This is a genomic window from Ralstonia sp. 25C (genome assembly GCF_051904805.1).
In the GTDB taxonomy this organism is placed as follows: Bacteria; Pseudomonadota; Gammaproteobacteria; order Burkholderiales; family Burkholderiaceae; genus Ralstonia.
Map to the genome: position 1 here is coordinate 659,605 of NZ_CP196737.1, position 16,285 is coordinate 675,889.

A 16,285-nucleotide genomic window follows, 5' to 3' on the forward strand; every position below is an offset into this window, starting at 1 on the left:
CGTCAGTTGGCTTCACTCTCTTCCTGTGTGGTTTCGAGTCGATAGCCATGCGAATACACCGACACCAGCCGCACGCCATTCTTCTGATTGAGATCGAGCTTGAGCCGCAACTTCGAAATATGCGTCGCCAGCGTGCGCGAATCCGGACCGATGCTGCGGCCCCAGACCGCCTGCTCGATCAGCTCGCGCGGCACCAGCTTGCCGATATTGCGGAACAGGTACAGCGCCAGATCAAACTCGCGCGGCGACAGTTCGACCTGGGCGCCATGCAGCGTCAGTACGCGCCCCAGCGGGTCCACTGCATACGGCCCCACGTGAATGCGCTCCAACGATTCGCCCGTACGCGGCGCGGCGCGGCGCAGCAGCGCCCCCACGCGCGCGACCAGTTCAGCGCGGCGCACCGGCTTGATGACGTAGTCATCCGCACCGGCGGCCAGCCCGCGCACCACATCGTCTTCTAGCGAGCGGTTGGTCAGGAACAGCACCGGCAGCGCCGGGCCGACCGTCTGCCGCACCCAGCTCACCAGCTGGATGCCGCTGATGTCGGGCAACTGCCAGTCCAGCAACAGCAGATCGAACGTGCGATCCCGCAGCGCTTTGACGAAGGCATCCCCGCTACTGAAACTCTCGCATTCGTATCCGGACGACACCAGGATCTCTCGGATCAACTCCGATTGCGCCTGATTGTCTTCCACCGAGGCAATTCGTATCGCCATCTGGACTGCCCTTTTCCCCGTTTCTGGCCTGGCCGCGTTGTCGGCCCCGGCCACCGTTATGGGTCTCTGTCGTTGTTATCGGCTCAGCGCCGACACATTGTTGTACGAGCCCCACCCTCTCCTGCGCGGTCCACTGCTAGCTTGAACCGAGGCCATCCTAGAAGCACAGCCCCGTCGCACTCAAAACAAATGTAAAAAGCACGCTCGGCACGGATATGGGTGTCGTTCTATCACTTTTTGTTGCGACAGAACAAGATGCGGGTGCTATTCAAGCGCCACATAGATGGCCGCGGCCTCCCCAAGGGAGGAACCAGGCCGAAAAAGGGACAGCTGGGGAGCAGCAAACAAAAAGCCCCGAACAGGTCGGGGCTTTTTTACTTTGCATTCTGGAGGCGGAGGCCGGAATCGAACCGGCGTACACGGCTTTGCAGGCCGCTGCATAACCACTTTGCTACCCCGCCAAGGGTTCAGCACCGCATTGTAGCAATTCGTAGCGAACCGCGTCTGGGCCGTGCCGATAAAGAAAAAGGGAAGCAAGGCTTCCCTTCGGGATTGGAGCGGGAAACGAGGCTCGAACTCGCGACCTCAACCTTGGCAAGGTTGCGCTCTACCAACTGAGCTATTCCCGCGTAACCGGTTATGCCGCCGCGCACCACATCAGCACGGCCACACATTTCAAACTGGAGCGGGAAACGAGGCTCGAACTCGCGACCTCAACCTTGGCAAGGTTGCGCTCTACCAACTGAGCTATTCCCGCATTTTGGCTACCAGCACTGCCGTACAACCTTTGTGCTGCCAGACCGTTTCGTCACATCGCTGCAACGAGAAAGAGATTATGGCAAAAAAGAATCGCGCTCGTCAACACTTTTGCGCAAGAGTTTTTGCAAGCTCATTTCGCGCGCTCACGGATCTGCGGCCAGGCGAGCTTCATGTAGTACGCCATCGACCACAGCGTGAGCACCGCCGCCACGTAGATCAGCCACGTGCCCCACACCTGCGCGTCGATCACGCCGAGCAGCTTGTCTTGGAACAGCAGCAGCGGAATCGCGATCATCTGGAAGGTCGTCTTCAGCTTGCCGAGCATATTGACGGCGACGCTCTTTGACGCACCGATCTGCGCCATCCACTCGCGCAGGGCGGAGATGGTGATCTCGCGGCCGATGATGATGAGCGCGATGACGTCTGACACGCGGCCCAGTGCCAGCAACACCAGCAGCGCAGCGGCCACCATGAGCTTGTCGGCTACCGGGTCCAGGAACGCGCCAAATGCGGAGGTCTGATTCCAGCGACGTGCAAGGAAGCCGTCGAACCAGTCCGTCAGGCTCGCGACGATGAAGAAGACCGCTGCGGTCAGGTTCTTGGCGGGCAGCGCCATCCAGGTGTCCGGCACGTAGAACACGCCCACCACCAGCGGGATCATGGCCACACGCAGCCAGGTCAGGAGGATCGGGAAGTTGAAAGGCATGGCAAATCGAGAGGACAACTGCCGCGCGGGCCCTACCCGGCGCGGCAAGATTGGGCATTGTCGCCGATCAATGCAGCTGACGGTAGATTTCTTCGGCGAGCGTCTGGGAGATGCCTTCGACCGTGGCGAGTTCATCCACGCTGGCGGCCATCACGCCGCGCAGGCCACCGAAGCGCGCCAGCAAGCGCTGCCGACGCTTGGCGCCGATGCCTTCGATCTCTTCCAGCCGGGAGGTGTTGCGCGCCTTCGCCCGTTTGGCGCGCATGCCGGTGATGGCGAAGCGGTGCGCCTCGTCACGAATCTGCGCGACCAGCATCAGCGCGGCGCTACCCTGCCCAAGCTCCAATGAAGGACGGCCATCGGCGAAGACCAGCGTCTCCAGGCCGACCTTGCGGCCCTCGCCCTTGGCCACGCCGACGAGCAAGCCGATGTCGAGCCCCAGCTCTTCAAACACCTGGCGTGCGACTTCCACCTGCCCTTTGCCACCGTCGATCAGCACGATGGTGGGCATGTTGGGGGTGTCTTCACCAGCTTGTTCGACGATCTTCTGATAGCGGCGCGTGAGCACTTGGCGCATGGCGGCGTAGTCGTCGCCAGGGGTGATGTCCTGGATGTTGTAGCGGCGGTATTCGCCGTTCTGCATGTCGTGGCTGTGGAAGACCACGCATGAAGCTTGCGTCGCCTCGCCGGCGGTGTGGCTGATGTCGAAGCACTCCACGCGCAGGGCGGCGAGGTCTTCGAGGTCGATGCCGATGGTCTCGGCCAGTGCGCGCGTGCGAGCCTGCTGGCTGCCTTGCTCGGAAAGCCGGCGCATCAGCGAAAGTTCGGCGCCCTTTTGCGCCATCTCGAGCCACGCGCGACGGCCGCTCTGCGGCTGGCGCACCACCGAGACACGACGTCCGGCCTGTTCAGCCAGCGCGTCGATCAGCTCGGCGGCGTGAATGGGGTGGCTGACCACCAGCACCGGCGGCACGAACTGGTCCAGGTAGTGCTGCGCTACGAAGGCTTCGAGAATGTCGCTGGCCATGCGCTCGGGGTCGCGTTGGGTTTCGGCGTCGGTCGTGGTCTCGGCCTCCAGGTCTTCGCCGACGATGGCGGCGCCTTCCTCCACGTGTGTCGGAAAGTAGGCCTTGTCGCCCAGGTGCCGCCCGCCGCGCACCATCGCGAGGTTCACGCAGGCGTGGCCGCCCTTGATGGCGACAGCCAGGATGTCGATGTCGCTGGCGGCACCGACCTCTTCCACGGATTGCTGTGTGAGCACCGCCGAAAGCGCACCGATCTGATCGCGCACGATGGCAGCCTGCTCGAACTGCAGCGCTTCCGAATAGCGGAGCATCTTGTCCTGCAGCGTCTGCATGACCTCGTCCTGACGGCCCAGCAGAAAGCCCGCCGCGTTGCCGACATCGCGGGCGTAGTCTTCGGCGCTGATCGCCTGCACGCACGGGCCGCTGCAGCGATGGATCTGGTGCAGCAGGCAGGGGCGCGTGCGGTTGTTGAAGACGGTGTCCTCACACGTGCGGAGTTGGAACACCTTCTGCAGGATCTGCATGCTCTCGCGCACCGCATGCGCGCTCGGGAACGGGCCGAAGTACTGGTGCTTGCGGTCCGTCGCGCCGCGGTAGTACGCCATGCGCGGATACGCATGCTGCGTGAGCTTGAGATACGGATACGACTTATCGTCGCGGAAGAGGATGTTGTAGCGCGGCGCCAGCGCCTTGATGAGGTTGTTCTCCAGCAGCAGCGCCTCGGCCTCGCTGCGCACGACGGTGGTGTCGATGCGGGCGATCTTCGCGACCATCATCGCGATGCGTGGAGACAGCAGCGTCTTGTTGAAATAGCTGGAGACGCGCTTCTTCAGGTCACGCGCCTTGCCCACGTAGAGCACATTGCCCTGCGCATCGAAATAGCGATATACACCGGGCAGGTTCGGCAGGCGTGCGATGTGCGCTTTCGCGTCGAAATCAGGCACATTCGCAGGCACATTCGCGGGTTCGCTCGGGTTGGCGCTCTGGGGCGTCTCGGGGGTGTCGGATGGCATGGCGTTCGCAAGCTCAGAGGCCGTCAGTGTAGAACAAGCGGCCGACTACAATGTCGGGCCATCTCGCTCTCCTCGCCTTGCCGCATGCGCACCATCACGTCCTGGGATCTCTTCTGCCGCGTCGTCGACAACTATGGCGACATCGGCGTGTGCTGGCGTCTGGCCCGGCAACTCGTACAGGAGCATGGTCATACCGTCCGCCTGTGGATGGATGATCTGCGCGCATTCGAAAAGCTCTGCCCCGCCGTGGACGCTGCGGCCGACGCGCAGCGCGTCTCGGGTGTCGACATCCGCCGTTGGGGCGACGATGCCCAGGTGGCAACGCTGCTTGCCGCCGACGCACATCCTGCACCGCATGACGTGGTAGTTGGCGCCTTTGCATGCCCAACCCCGGAGCCGATATTGACGCACATGGCCGAGCAGGCAGCGCACGGCACCGCGCCGGTCTGGATCAACCTGGAATATCTCAGCGCAGAGAACTGGGTCGCCGAGCACCACGCGATGCAATCGCCACATTCGCGCCTGCCGCTGGTCAAGTATTTCTTCTTCCCAGGCTTCGCCCGCAACACGGGCGGCGTACTCCGCGAATCGCACCTCGGCGCCCAACGCTCAACATTCGAGGCGAGCCCCGCAGCCCACCAAGCGTTGTGGCATCGCCTTGGCGTCGATGATCTGATGCGGGCGCACCCCAACGCCTTGCGCGTGAGCCTGTTTGCCTATGCCAACGAAGCACTGCCGGCGCTCGTTGCCCAATGGGAGGCATCGCCCCAACCGATCCTCTGCCTCGCGCCGGAGGGCTTGGCGGCCACGCAGATCGCCGCCCTTTTGGGCGACGCCGGCGCCGCAAAAACCGGCGCCCGCTGGTCGCGCGGCAATCTGACAGTCGCCGTGGTGCCGTTTGTGCAGCAGGAGCACTACGATCCGCTTCTCTGGGCCTGCGATGTCAATTTCGTGCGCGGTGAAGATTCGTTCGTGCGTGCCCAGTGGGCGCTGCGGCCGTTTGTCTGGCACATCTATCCGCAAAGCGACGATGTGCATCTGACCAAGCTCGATGCATTTCTCGCCCGCTATACCGCCGCGCTGCCCCAGGCCGAAGCCGATGCGCTCATTGCGTTCTGGCATGCCTGGAATGGGGCGCCCGCATCACTCAACTGGGCCGACTTCATCGCCGCTGTGCCAAGCGTGCGTAGCCGGGCGATCACGTGGGAGCAAAGCTTGATGCAACTGGGCGATCTCGCCGCGAATCTGGTGGCATTTTGCGAAAAACAGGTAAAATAGCGGGCTGATTTGTATGCGGCCCCGGCTCTGACCTGGTTCGCGCGACCCGAGGGTATCGCGCGGTGCTTCGTTGCTTGGCGCGCATCGAACCCTCTTACTCTCAGGAACTGTGAAATGGCTTTGAAAATCGCGCAAGAACTCCGCGCAGGCAACGTGTTCATGATCGGCAACGACGCAATGGTCGTGCAAAAAACCGAGTACAGCCGCTCGGGTCGTTCGGGTGCTGTCATCAAGATGAAGTACAAGAACCTGCTGACTGGCGCACCGAGCGAATCGGTCTTCAACGCCGACGACAAGTTCGACCAGATCATCCTGGACAAGAAGGAAGCCGAGTACTCCTACTTCGACGGCTCGCGCTATGTGTTCATGAACATGGGCACCGGCGAACAATACGAAGTCGACGCCGAAAACATGGGCAGCGCGCTGAACTACCTGCAAGACGGCATGCAAGTGGAAGTGACGCTGTACAACGACAACCCCATCTCGGTCGAACTGCCAACGACGGTTGTCCGCGAAATCATCTACACGGAACCGGCTGTCAAGGGCGACACCTCGGGCAAGGTCCTGAAGCCCGCCCAGATCAACGACAACGCCGACTTCAAGATCCAAGTGCCGCTGTTCTGCAACACCGGCGACAAGATCGAAATCGACACGCGTACCGACGAGTACCGCAGCCGCGCCAAGTAAGCTGGCGCAGCAGCAACAAGAAAGGCTCCCTCGGGAGCCTTTTCTTTTGCGATCGCGCTTGTTGTTGCGCTTTGGAACTATGCGATGAGTTTCGCCTCGCGCAACGTGCGCAGCGCCTGCTTGTAGGCCGATTGTTGCTGCAGCTTGGCCCAATCCTTCACGGCCTTGCCACCGAACAGTCGGCGCACACGCCGCAGCGACGCCTTGCCGATCGTCGCATCCAATTCCCCCAGCAGCCGATCGGCCTTATCCGGCGCGTTGCAGATCAACACCATGTCGCAGCCCGCCGTCAGCGCTGCACGCGCACCGTCGACCACCGAGCCAGCGACGCTCGCGCCTTCCATACTCAGGTCATCACTGAAGATCACGCCATCGAAATTGAAATGCGCGCGCAGCATGTCCTGCAGCCAGAAGCGCGAGAAACCAGCCGGGTTCGGATCCACCGCCGAGTAGATGACGTGCGCGGGCATCACCGATTGCAGGCCGATGCCCATCCAGCCGTAGGGCTGCGCGTCGTCAGCCAGGATCGCTTCCAGCGGGCGCTCGTCCACCGGCACGGCGATGTGCGAATCGGCTTGCACGTAACCGTGGCCGGGGAAGTGCTTGCCGCAGTTGGCCATGCCGGCCAGGCGCAGGCCCAGCGTCAGGTGGTTGGCGAGCATCGTCACCACACGCGGGTCGCGGTGGAAGGCGCGATCGCCGATCACGCTGCTGGTGCCGTAGTCTAGGTCGAGCACCGGCGTGAAGCTGAGGTCGATGTCGCACGCGCGCAGCTCGGCCGCCAGCACGTAGCCGCAAGCGGTGGCGGCGCGCGTGGCAGCCAGCACGTCGGTATCCCACAGCTTGCCCAACGCACCCATGGCCGGCAGATGCGTGAAGCCGTCAGTCTTCGCGCGCTGGACGCGGCCACCTTCGTGATCGATACAGATCAGCACGTCTTCACGGACAGCGCGGATGGCCTTGGTGAGCGCCGTCAGTTGCCCACGCGATTCAAAGTTGCGTGCGAACAGGATGACGCCGCCCGTCAGCGGATGCGCGATGCGACGGACATCATCCGGGCCGAGTTCGAGGCCGGCCACATCAAGGACGATCGGGCCAGGACGCTTTTGCTTGTTGGTTGAAGTCATGCGGAAGGTTTCGTTTGCAACTCGGCGACAGCGAAAGCGACTGCGTAGTCGCGCTCGTCCGTCACACTGATCTGAATATGGAGGCCATGCTGGGCGATCCAGTCGGCCAGTTCGCCGCTGTAGCGCACCACCGGCTGGCCGGAGGGCAGGTTAAGCGTCTGCACCGCACGCCACGTCATCGGCCAGCGCATGCCCAGGCCGATGGCCTTGGACACCGCTTCCTTAGCGGCGAAACGCGTGGCAAGAAACGCCAGGCCGCGCCGTTCGGACCGTGCCTTGCGGGCATGGTAGACGCGCAGCTCATCGGGCCCGAGCACCTTTTCGGCGAAGCGGCCGTTGGTCCGCTGCATGACACCTTCGACACGCTCGATCTGGATGATGTCGGTGCCGATGCCGTAGATGGCGCCGGACACCGAGGCAGCTGCAGCCGGCGCGTTCATACGGGCACGCCTGGGTGTGCGGCGGCCGGCGTTGTCGACGACAACCGCGCTGCCACCATGATCGCCTTCATCTCGCGCACCGCGTTCTGCCAACCGGCAAACACCGCGTGCGCCACGATGGCGTGGCCGATATTGAGTTCATGGATGCCGGCAATGGCCGCAACCGGCTGCACGTTCGTGTAGTGCAAGCCATGCCCGGCATTCACGCGCACACCCCAGCGGATGCCCTCTTCCACCGCCGTTTCGATACGCACCAGTTCGGCCTTCACTTCGGCATCGTCGGTGGCTTCGGCATAACGGCCGGTATGCAGTTCGATGACGGGCGCGCCTGCGGCAGCGGCTGCCTCAATCTGCGCGGCATCCGGATCGATGAACAGCGACACGCGGATGCCCGCATCGGCCAGTTGCTTGCACGCGGCCTGCACCTTGGCGAAGCCGCCCACCACGTCCAGCCCGCCCTCGGTGGTCACTTCCTGGCGGCGCTCCGGCACGAGGCAAACATCCTGCGGACCGATGTCGCACGCGATGTCGAGCATCTCCTGCGTGACCGCGCATTCGAGGTTCATGCGCGTGCGCAGTTGCGGGCGCAGTGCGCGCACGTCGGCGTCCTTGATGTGACGACGGTCTTCACGCAGATGCAGCGTGATAAGGTCGGCGCCAGCCTCTTCGGCCAGCAGCGCCGCCGCGATCGGATCCGGATAGACGGTACCGCGTGCGTTGCGCAGCGTGGCAACGTGGTCGATGTTGACGCCCAGGTCGATGACCCCCGGTGAGGCGTGAAAGATCATAGTTTCTGCAAGTCGATGAGGATCTGGCGCGTCGAAAGCGGCGTGCCGTGCAAATGATAATGCAGCAAGAAACGCATCAGGCTACGGCTCTGCTGGGCGGTCGTCGGGCGCGACGCGTAATCATCGTGCTCCATATCGAGCAACGTCTGGCCGCGCAACACGGGCCACGAGGATGGATCGCTCGGCAGCGTGCGCCGGATGCCGCGTTCGGGGTGATAGACGTAGTCGCCATCGGCTTGCACCGGCTCGCCATTAATGCACCGATCAAGCTGCGCGGCAAAACCGGTTTCGCGCAACAGCACGCGCTCGAACGCACGCAGCGTAAAAGCCGCAGGTTCGCCGTGCGCCAGCTTATTGAGCGTTTCGACGTAGTGCGCGAACAGCACGGGGTGGCCGTCTTCGCGGGCGACAAACTTGACGAGCAGTTCGTTCAGATAGAAGCCGGAGAGCAGCCCTTCCCCGCCCAGCGGAAGCATGCCGCCCACCCACTCGGCACGCGTGAGGGTGCGCACATCACCACGACCACTCCAGGAGACTGACAACGGTTGAAACGTCTGAAGCACCGCGCGCAACGCCGAATGCGGGCGTTTCGCCCCCTTGGCAACCAGCGCCATGCGCCCGTAGTCGGGCGTAAAAACGTCGATGATGAGACTGGTTTCCCGATACGGGTAGCTGTGCAGCACGAAGGCTGGCTGTGCCGCAACCCGCGTCTCCGAACGCCCAGCGGGAAAGCTCTTGCGCGGCGCGGCGCCTGCCACGCCTTCCTCGGCCAGCCATTCCGCCGCCTCGTCCGGAATCGGATCGGATCGTCCCGCCATCGAGCGTATGTGGAGTGGCGTGGCTGAGTGGTTACTCGTAGCCGTAGGCGCGCAGGCCGGCTTCGTTGTCGGCCCAGCCGCTCTTGACCTTGATCCAGACCTCCAGATACACCTTGCCGTCGAACAGTTTTTCCATGTCCATGCGGGCTTCGGTGGAGATCTGCTTGAGCTTGGCACCCTTCGCGCCAATGATCATCGCCTTGTGCGCATCGCGGTCGACCAGGATGGTCACGAACACGCGGCGCAGACGGCCTTCGGTCTCGAACTTGTCGACGACGACGGTGCTGGAATAAGGCAGCTCATCGCCCGTCCAGCGGAAGACCTTTTCGCGGACGATCTCGGCAGCCAGAAACCGCTCGCTGCGGTCCGTCAGCGCTTCGGGGTCGTACATCGGCTCGCCTTCCGGCAGGTACGGGCGCACGATGCCGAGCAGACGGTCGATGTCGTCGCGATTCTTGGCCGACATCGGCACGATTTCGGCAAACGGAAACACCTGCGCCATGTCCTGCAGGAACGTGGCCACCATCTCGGCACGCGTGTAACCATCCAGCCGATCGACCTTATTGACGATCAGGATTACGGGCGTCTCGCGCGGCAACAACGAGAGCACCTTCTCGTCATCCGGGCCATAACGACCCGCTTCCACCACAAACAACACGGCATCCACCGACGTCAGCGTGGACGTGACGGCGCGATTGAGGGATCGGTTCAGCGCCGTGGCGTGGCGCGTCTGGAAGCCCGGCGTATCGACGAAGACGAACTGCGCGTCTTCCGTCGTCTGGATACCGGTGATGCGGTGACGCGTGGTCTGCGCCTTGCGCGACGTGATGCTGACTTTCTGGCCCACCAAGGCATTCATCAGCGTGGATTTGCCGACGTTCGGCCGCCCAACAATGGCGACCATGCCGCAGCGGAACCCCTCCGGCACGCCAGATTCTGGCTGCGGAGGCTGCAATGGGGTGTCGCTCATTTACCTGATTATTCCTTCAACCTGAGAGACAACTGCGGATCGGGCGGCGTGGCCTGCTTGCGCGTCTTACCAGTGCGCTCGGCGCGGCTGCGCTTGACGAGCTGCGGCACCAGGCGATGCGCTTCTTCCAAGGCCAGCTTGGCCGCCGATTGTTCGGCCGCGCGCCGCGATGCACCGCTGCCGGAGACGCGAATCTCCAGCTTCGGGATCGTGCACTCGACCTCGAATTGCTGATTATGCGCCGCGCCGTGGGTGGCAACCACCGTGTACAGCGGCAGCGCGATCTTGTGACCTTGGAGGTACTCCTGCAGCAGCGTCTTGGCATCCTTGCCAAGGGTGCGCGGATCGACCTGCTCCAGGATCGGGATGTAGAGCTTGCGGATCAGCGTGCGGGCGGCATCGAAACCGCCGTCGAGGAACACCGCCCCGAAGATGGCTTCCAGCGCATCCGCCAGGATGGACGGCCGGCGGAAACCACCGCTCTTCAACTCGCCTTCGCCCAGCCGCAGTGCATCAGGCAGCTGCAGCATCTGGGCGATCTCGTACAGCGCCTGCTGCTTGACTAAGTTCGCCCGCACGCGGGAGAGATCGCCTTCATCCAACTTGCCGAACATACCGTAGAGCATGTCGGCGACGGCGCAATTCAGGATCGAATCGCCAAGAAACTCCAGGCGCTCGTTGTGCATCGCGCTGTGGCTGCGATGGGTGAGCGCCTGCTGCAGCAACTCCGGTTTGCTGAAGCGGTAGCCAAGACGTTGCTGTAGTGCTTCCAAACTCATCTCAACGCAGGGTCCCCGAGTAGGTGATCACCATGCCGATCGGGCCATACAGCGGAATCTCTCGCTTGTATGAGAAGTGCACGGCCTGAATGGAACCGCCGGAATCCAGTATTTCAAGATCGTCGCCCTTGAGCGATGTGATGTCGTCGATGGCCGCTTGCTTGTCAAAAGCAGAGGTAATGTCCTGCCGCGTAGACGCACGCTCGCGTGCTTGCTTTACCGCACGCGTGATCGCCTGGTACTCCATCAGGCTCGGAATGGACCGGATCGCCGGCAACACCGCCGTGATCAGCACGATGATGCCGATCAGAATGCCGAACATCGTAATCCCGCGCGACGGGCGTTTCAGCCCAGCCTGACGAATCCGCATTGCATTTCCCCCGTTGTGCAAGTGCCGAGTTTGAATAAGAGATTGATTAATCACTTCTACGGATCAACGGAAGCTGCCGATCCGCTTCAAGTCACCCAGGTTCATCCAGATGAAGAACGCCTTCCCGACGATGTTCTTGTCCGGCACGAAGCCCCAATAACGGGAGTCCGCGCTGTTGTCGCGATTATCACCCATCATGAAATAGTGACCTTCAGGTACCTTGCAGGTAAACCCGGCCTGATTGTAAGTGCAGTTTTCGCGGAACGGAAAATCGTCCGGGCCAGAGACATAGGCCGGGCGATCCGCGTCGTTCAGGATGTTGTGGGAAACGTTGCCGAGCGTTTCCTGATACTGCTTGGAATACGTGAGACGCTCGCCGTCGAGGTAGTCCGATTGCGGCGTGTACGAGGCAGGCTGGCCGTTCACCGTCAGGCGCTTGTTGTCGTACTTCACCACGTCGCCCGGCACGCCAACCACGCGCTTGATGTAGTCCATCGACTCATCTTTCGGGTAGCGGAAGACCATCACATCACCGCGTTGCGGCTGATTCAGCGCGACGATCTTCTTGTTCACGATCGGCAGGCGGATGCCGTACGTGTACTTGTTGACGAGGATGAAATCGCCGATCTGCAGCGTCGGGATCATCGAGCCCGACGGAATCTTGAACGGCTCGATCACGAACGAGCGCAGCAGGAATACCGCGGCGATCACCGGGAAGAAGCTGGCGGTGTATTCGAGCCACCACGGCTGGCGCAGCTTCTCGTCAGCCAACTGCAGACGTGCCGCGCCAATATCGCCACCGCCGCCGTACTGGGCTTGCACTTGCGCACGCGCATCGAACTCAGCCAGCGCAGTCGCTGCTGCGGCTTGACGCTGGCGCTGGAATACGAGCTTGTCAGCCACCCACGCAATACCGGTGATGACGACGAGAATAAACAGGATCAGGGCGAAGTTCATGGAGGAGAGATCGTCCGAGCGGTGTCCGGGTTATTTTTCTTCGACGCGCAGGATGGCCAGGAAGGCCTCTTGCGGAATTTCAACGGTGCCGACCTGCTTCATGCGCTTCTTGCCCTCTTTCTGTTTCTCGAGGAGCTTCTTCTTGCGCGAGATATCGCCGCCGTAGCACTTGGCCAGCACGTTCTTGCGCAGCGCCTTGACGTTCTCACGCGCAATCACGTTGGCGCCGATAGCGGCCTGGATGGCGACGTCGTACATCTGGCGCGGGATGATCTCGCGCATCTTGGCGGCGACTTCCCGACCACGATACGTGCTGTTGGAACGGTGCACGATGATGGACAGCGCATCGACCTTGTCGCCGTTGATCAGGATGTCGACCTTGACGACGTCCGACACACGGTATTCCTTGAACTCGTAGTCCATCGACGCATAACCGCGCGAGACAGACTTCAGGCGATCGAAGAAGTCCAGCACGATCTCACCCATCGGGATTTCGTACGTGAGTTGGACCTGGCGACCGTGGTAGCTCATGTTGATCTGCGAGCCGCGCTTCTGTTCGCACAGCGTGATCACGGCGCCAACGTAGTCCTGCGGCATGTACAGATTGACCGTGACGATCGGCTCGAGAATTGCCTCGATCTTGCTCGGGTCCGCCGGCATCTTCGCCGGGTTTTCCACCTGGATCATGGTGCCGTCGCGCTGCTGCACCTGATAGACCACCGTCGGTGCGGTGGTGATCAGGTCCATGTCGAATTCGCGCTCCAGACGCTCCTGCACGATCTCCATGTGCAGCAGGCCAAGGAAGCCGCAGCGGAAGCCGAAGCCCAGCGCCTGGGACACCTCCGGCTCGTATTGCAGCGACGCGTCATTCAGCTTGAGCTTTTCCAGCGATTCACGCAGCGCTTCGTATTGGTTGGCTTCCACTGGATACAGACCAGCAAACACCTGCGGCTTGACTTCCTTGAAGCCCGGCAGCGGCGCCTCGGCCTTGCGCGGCGCCACGTGCGTGATCGTGTCGCCCACCTTCGCGGCCTTCAGTTCCTTGATGCCGGCGATAACGAAACCCACCTGCCCCGCCGACAGCGATTCGCGCGGCATCGACTTCGGCGAGAACACACCGACCTGCTCCACCAGATGCTGCGCGCCGGTTGCCATCAACAGGACCTTGTCCTTGGCGCGCAACGTGCCGTTCACCACGCGCACCAGCATCACCACGCCAACGTAGTTGTCGAACCACGAGTCGATGATCAACGCCTGCAGCGGCGCGGCCGGGTCGCCCTTGGGCGCCGGCACCTTGGCGATCAGCGCTTCCAGCACGTCCGCCACGCCCACACCCGTCTTGGCGGAGCAGCGCGTCGCGTCGGTTGCGTCGATGCCGATCACGTCTTCGATTTCCTGGATCGCGTTGTCCGGGTCGGCGGCCGGCAAATCGATCTTGTTGAGCACCGGCACCACTTCCACACCCAGCTCAATGGCGGTGTAGCAGTTGGCAACCGTCTGCGCTTCCACGCCCTGCGAGGCGTCCACCACCAGCAGCGCGCCCTCGCAGGCGGACAGCGAGCGGCTGACTTCATAGCTGAAGTTGACGTGCCCCGGGGTGTCGATCAGATTCAGGTTGTAGACCTTGCCGTCCTGCGCCTTGTACGACAGTGCGGCGGTCTGGGCCTTGATGGTGATGCCGCGCTCTTTCTCGATATCCATCGAGTCCAGCACCTGGGCTTCCATCTCGCGGTCGGAGAGGCCACCACACAACTGGATGATGCGATCGGCCAGCGTCGATTTGCCGTGGTCGATGTGGGCGATGATCGAGAAATTACGGATATTGTCCATCGAATGCGTCGAAAAGCGCCCATCCCGGGCGCATCTGCCGGGCGCGAGGCGATTCCGGCATGGCCAGCGCGCGTGAGACGGCGCCAGCGGGAGGTATTGGATTCCAAGCCGAGGCTGCGACACAAAAATCGTGCACTGCAAAAATCGGCGCTAACAGGCGATTTTACCGGATTTCCGGGGGCTCCCCGCGCCTCTTTTTGCGGCAGCGACGCGTCAGCCGCGCGCCAGCTGTTGCGCAAGCCACTCCTGCACGGCAGACGCGTCCAGGAAGTAGTGGCACAACTCCTGAGCCCCGCCCGGCGGCGCGTCCGGCGCGCCCGTCATCAGCACCGGCACCAGCTCACCGAAACGCTCTTCCAACGCCGGATCACGATCGACATCCACCTCGTGCAGCACAAACGAAAAGCCGCGCTGGAATGGCTCCAGCGCGACCTTCATGTCGTCGCATAAATGGCAGTATGAGCGGCCGTACAGCGTCAGCTCAATCACTGGCCACTGCCCGAACGCGCAGTGCTCGGGCGCATCGTGACCACCTGGGTCGCATCGCCACGGCGCACGAACACGGCCACCATACGGTTCTTGTCGAGTTTGGCGACCACATCATTGAACTGTTTGGCGCCTGTGATATCAGTGTCGCCCACGCGCAGGATCAGATCCCCCGGCCGAATGCCAACGCGCGCTGCGGGCCCTTCGGCCACCTGCACCTCGACACCAGTCTTGGTCTTGAATTCGCGTTGGGCACCATCCGACAGATCGGCCACCACCAGCCCCAGTGCATTCGGCTTACCCGGACCCTGCTGGCTGTTGTCCGGCTGCGTGCCCTTGCCGCGCTGGGCGACCTTGGTATCCGAAGGCAGCTCGGCCACGGTCACCGTCAAGTCACGCGTTGCACCCTTGCGCCAGACTTGCACGGTCGCGCGCGTGCCGGGCTTGGTCTCGCCGACCTGGCGCTGCAGATCGCCGGCCTTCTCGACGTCGCGGCCATTGAACTTCAGAACGATGTCGCCAGCCTCGATGCCAGCCTTTTCCGCCGGACCACCCGACTCAACGTTGCCCACGTAGGCGCCGCGCGCACGGCCAATGCCCAACGATTCCGCCGCATCCTTCGGCACGTTGTCGATGGCCACCCCAATGCGACCGCGGGTCACACGACCCTGCGCTTTGAGCTGATCCGCCACACGCATCGCTTCATCGATCGGAATCGAGAACGAGATGCCCATGTAGCCACCGCTCTGGCTGTAGATCTGGTTGTTAATGCCGATCACCTCGCCACGCAGGTTGATCAGCGGTCCGCCCGAATTGCCCGGATTCACGGCCACATCGGATTGAATGAACGGCAGGTAATCCCCCGTATCGCGCCCCTTGGCCGACACGATGCCCGCAGTCACCGTATTGTCCAGGCCAAACGGCGAGCCGATTGCCAAGACCCATTCGCCCACGCGCACCTTGTCGGAATCCCCAAGCTTCAGGCTCGGCAAGCCGGTGGCATCCACCTTGACCAGCGCGACGTCAGTCCGCTTGTCTACACCAATCACCTTGGCCTTGAACTCGCGCTTGTCGATCAGCGTGACATAGATGGTTTCCGCACCTTCGACAACGTGCGCATTCGTCAAAACGTAGCCGTCACCCGAAATGATGAACCCGGAGCCCACGCCGCGGCTTTGCTCTTCTTCCTGCTGCGGAGGCGCGTTGCGGCGTTTTTGCCCTTGACCACCCTGACCAGGCATGCCCGGCAGCGGCACGCCGAAGAAGCGACGGAAAAACTCGGCCATGTCGTCGTCGCTCGGGCCGTTGCGCATGCGCACCTTCTCGGTGGTGCGGATATTGACGACAGCCGGGCTAACCTTTTCCACCAGATCGGCAAAGTCGGGCAAGCCGTAGGTGCCCGTCGCCGTGCTGCCGGTGGCGTTCTGCGCATAGGCTGGCGCAAGCGCACCGCCCAGCGCCAGAGCAGCGGCAACACACAGCAAACGCAAAGCGTGAACGGATCGAGCGGTACGCATGGAGGCTCCCCGGAACGAA

General features: G+C 62.6%; 16 protein-coding genes and 3 tRNA genes. 2 read left to right on the forward strand and 17 right to left on the reverse strand.

Annotated features, from left to right (window positions below):
- Positions 1–2 precede the first annotated feature (2 nt).
- From ACS7SF_RS03040 to uvrC, 6 genes are all read right to left on the reverse strand, one after another.
- Positions 3–716 (reverse strand): response regulator transcription factor, encoded by a 714-nt coding sequence (locus tag ACS7SF_RS03040; RefSeq protein WP_439891631.1) that lies wholly within the window; start codon positions 714–716, stop codon positions 3–5.
- A 387-nt stretch (positions 717–1,103) separates the two neighbouring features.
- Positions 1,104–1,177, reverse strand: a tRNA-Cys gene (locus ACS7SF_RS03045).
- A 92-nt stretch (positions 1,178–1,269) separates the two neighbouring features.
- Positions 1,270–1,345 (reverse strand) — tRNA-Gly (locus ACS7SF_RS03050).
- 52 nt (positions 1,346–1,397) lie between these two features.
- Positions 1,398–1,473: transfer RNA gene (locus ACS7SF_RS03055), tRNA-Gly, on the reverse strand.
- Between the two features lie 132 nt (positions 1,474–1,605).
- The gene (pgsA, locus tag ACS7SF_RS03060; protein ID WP_439891632.1) at positions 1,606–2,181 is read right to left on the reverse strand and encodes a CDP-diacylglycerol--glycerol-3-phosphate 3-phosphatidyltransferase; all 576 of its coding nucleotides are present in this window, start codon (positions 2,179–2,181) and stop codon (positions 1,606–1,608) included.
- Between the two features lie 67 nt (positions 2,182–2,248).
- The gene (gene uvrC, locus ACS7SF_RS03065; protein WP_439891633.1) at positions 2,249–4,219 is read right to left on the reverse strand and encodes an excinuclease ABC subunit UvrC; all 1,971 of its coding nucleotides are present in this window, start codon (positions 4,217–4,219) and stop codon (positions 2,249–2,251) included.
- An 84-nt stretch (positions 4,220–4,303) separates the two neighbouring features.
- On the opposite strand from uvrC, the gene earP reads away from it, so the two are divergent.
- Together earP and efp are read left to right on the forward strand one after the other, a co-directional pair.
- Entirely contained in the window at positions 4,304–5,497 is a 1,194-nt protein-coding gene (gene earP / locus ACS7SF_RS03070) for an elongation factor P maturation arginine rhamnosyltransferase EarP (protein ID WP_439891634.1), read from the forward strand.
- 120 nt (positions 5,498–5,617) lie between these two features.
- Positions 5,618–6,184 carry an elongation factor P gene (gene efp, locus ACS7SF_RS03075; RefSeq protein WP_426398843.1) on the forward strand — a complete coding sequence of 189 codons (567 nt, stop codon included), beginning with the start codon at positions 5,618–5,620 and terminating at the stop codon, positions 6,182–6,184.
- Between the two features lie 77 nt (positions 6,185–6,261).
- Here efp and nagZ read toward each other — a convergent pair whose 3' ends face one another.
- From nagZ to ACS7SF_RS03130, 11 genes are all read right to left on the reverse strand, one after another.
- Positions 6,262–7,311 carry a beta-N-acetylhexosaminidase gene (gene nagZ, locus ACS7SF_RS03080; RefSeq protein WP_439891635.1) on the reverse strand — a complete coding sequence of 350 codons (1,050 nt, stop codon included), beginning with the start codon at positions 7,309–7,311 and terminating at the stop codon, positions 6,262–6,264.
- Positions 7,308–7,751 (reverse strand): holo-ACP synthase, encoded by a 444-nt coding sequence (acpS, locus tag ACS7SF_RS03085; RefSeq protein ID WP_439891636.1) that lies wholly within the window; start codon positions 7,749–7,751, stop codon positions 7,308–7,310. Before acpS ends, nagZ begins: the two co-directional genes overlap by 4 nt.
- Positions 7,748–8,539: a pyridoxine 5'-phosphate synthase gene (gene pdxJ, locus ACS7SF_RS03090; protein ID WP_439891637.1), complete on the reverse strand. Its 792-nt coding sequence runs from the start codon at positions 8,537–8,539 to the stop codon at positions 7,748–7,750. The genes acpS and pdxJ overlap by 4 nt, the downstream gene beginning before the upstream one ends.
- Positions 8,536–9,357 (reverse strand): DNA repair protein RecO, encoded by an 822-nt coding sequence (gene recO / locus ACS7SF_RS03095; protein ID WP_439891638.1) that lies wholly within the window; start codon positions 9,355–9,357, stop codon positions 8,536–8,538. Before recO ends, pdxJ begins: the two co-directional genes overlap by 4 nt.
- Before the next feature lie 31 nt (positions 9,358–9,388).
- A complete protein-coding gene (gene era, locus ACS7SF_RS03100; protein WP_426393984.1) occupies positions 9,389–10,327 on the reverse strand; it encodes a GTPase Era in 939 nt (312 codons plus the stop codon).
- An 8-nt stretch (positions 10,328–10,335) separates the two neighbouring features.
- Positions 10,336–11,106 (reverse strand): ribonuclease III, encoded by a 771-nt coding sequence (rnc, locus tag ACS7SF_RS03105; protein WP_426393987.1) that lies wholly within the window; start codon positions 11,104–11,106, stop codon positions 10,336–10,338.
- 1 nt (position 11,107) lies between these two features.
- Positions 11,108–11,476, reverse strand: coding sequence for a DUF4845 domain-containing protein (locus ACS7SF_RS03110; protein ID WP_439891639.1), 369 nt, complete (start codon positions 11,474–11,476; stop codon positions 11,108–11,110).
- 63 nt (positions 11,477–11,539) lie between these two features.
- Positions 11,540–12,433, reverse strand: coding sequence for a signal peptidase I (gene lepB / locus ACS7SF_RS03115; protein WP_439891640.1), 894 nt, complete (start codon positions 12,431–12,433; stop codon positions 11,540–11,542).
- 30 nt (positions 12,434–12,463) lie between these two features.
- Positions 12,464–14,263 carry a translation elongation factor 4 gene (lepA, locus tag ACS7SF_RS03120; RefSeq protein ID WP_439891641.1) on the reverse strand — a complete coding sequence of 600 codons (1,800 nt, stop codon included), beginning with the start codon at positions 14,261–14,263 and terminating at the stop codon, positions 12,464–12,466.
- 213 nt (positions 14,264–14,476) lie between these two features.
- A complete protein-coding gene (locus tag ACS7SF_RS03125) occupies positions 14,477–14,752 on the reverse strand; it encodes a glutaredoxin family protein (protein WP_439891642.1) in 276 nt (91 codons plus the stop codon).
- Positions 14,749–16,266: a DegQ family serine endoprotease gene (locus ACS7SF_RS03130; RefSeq protein WP_439891643.1), complete on the reverse strand. Its 1,518-nt coding sequence runs from the start codon at positions 16,264–16,266 to the stop codon at positions 14,749–14,751. The genes ACS7SF_RS03125 and ACS7SF_RS03130 overlap by 4 nt, the downstream gene beginning before the upstream one ends.
- Positions 16,267–16,285: the final 19 nt, after the last annotated feature.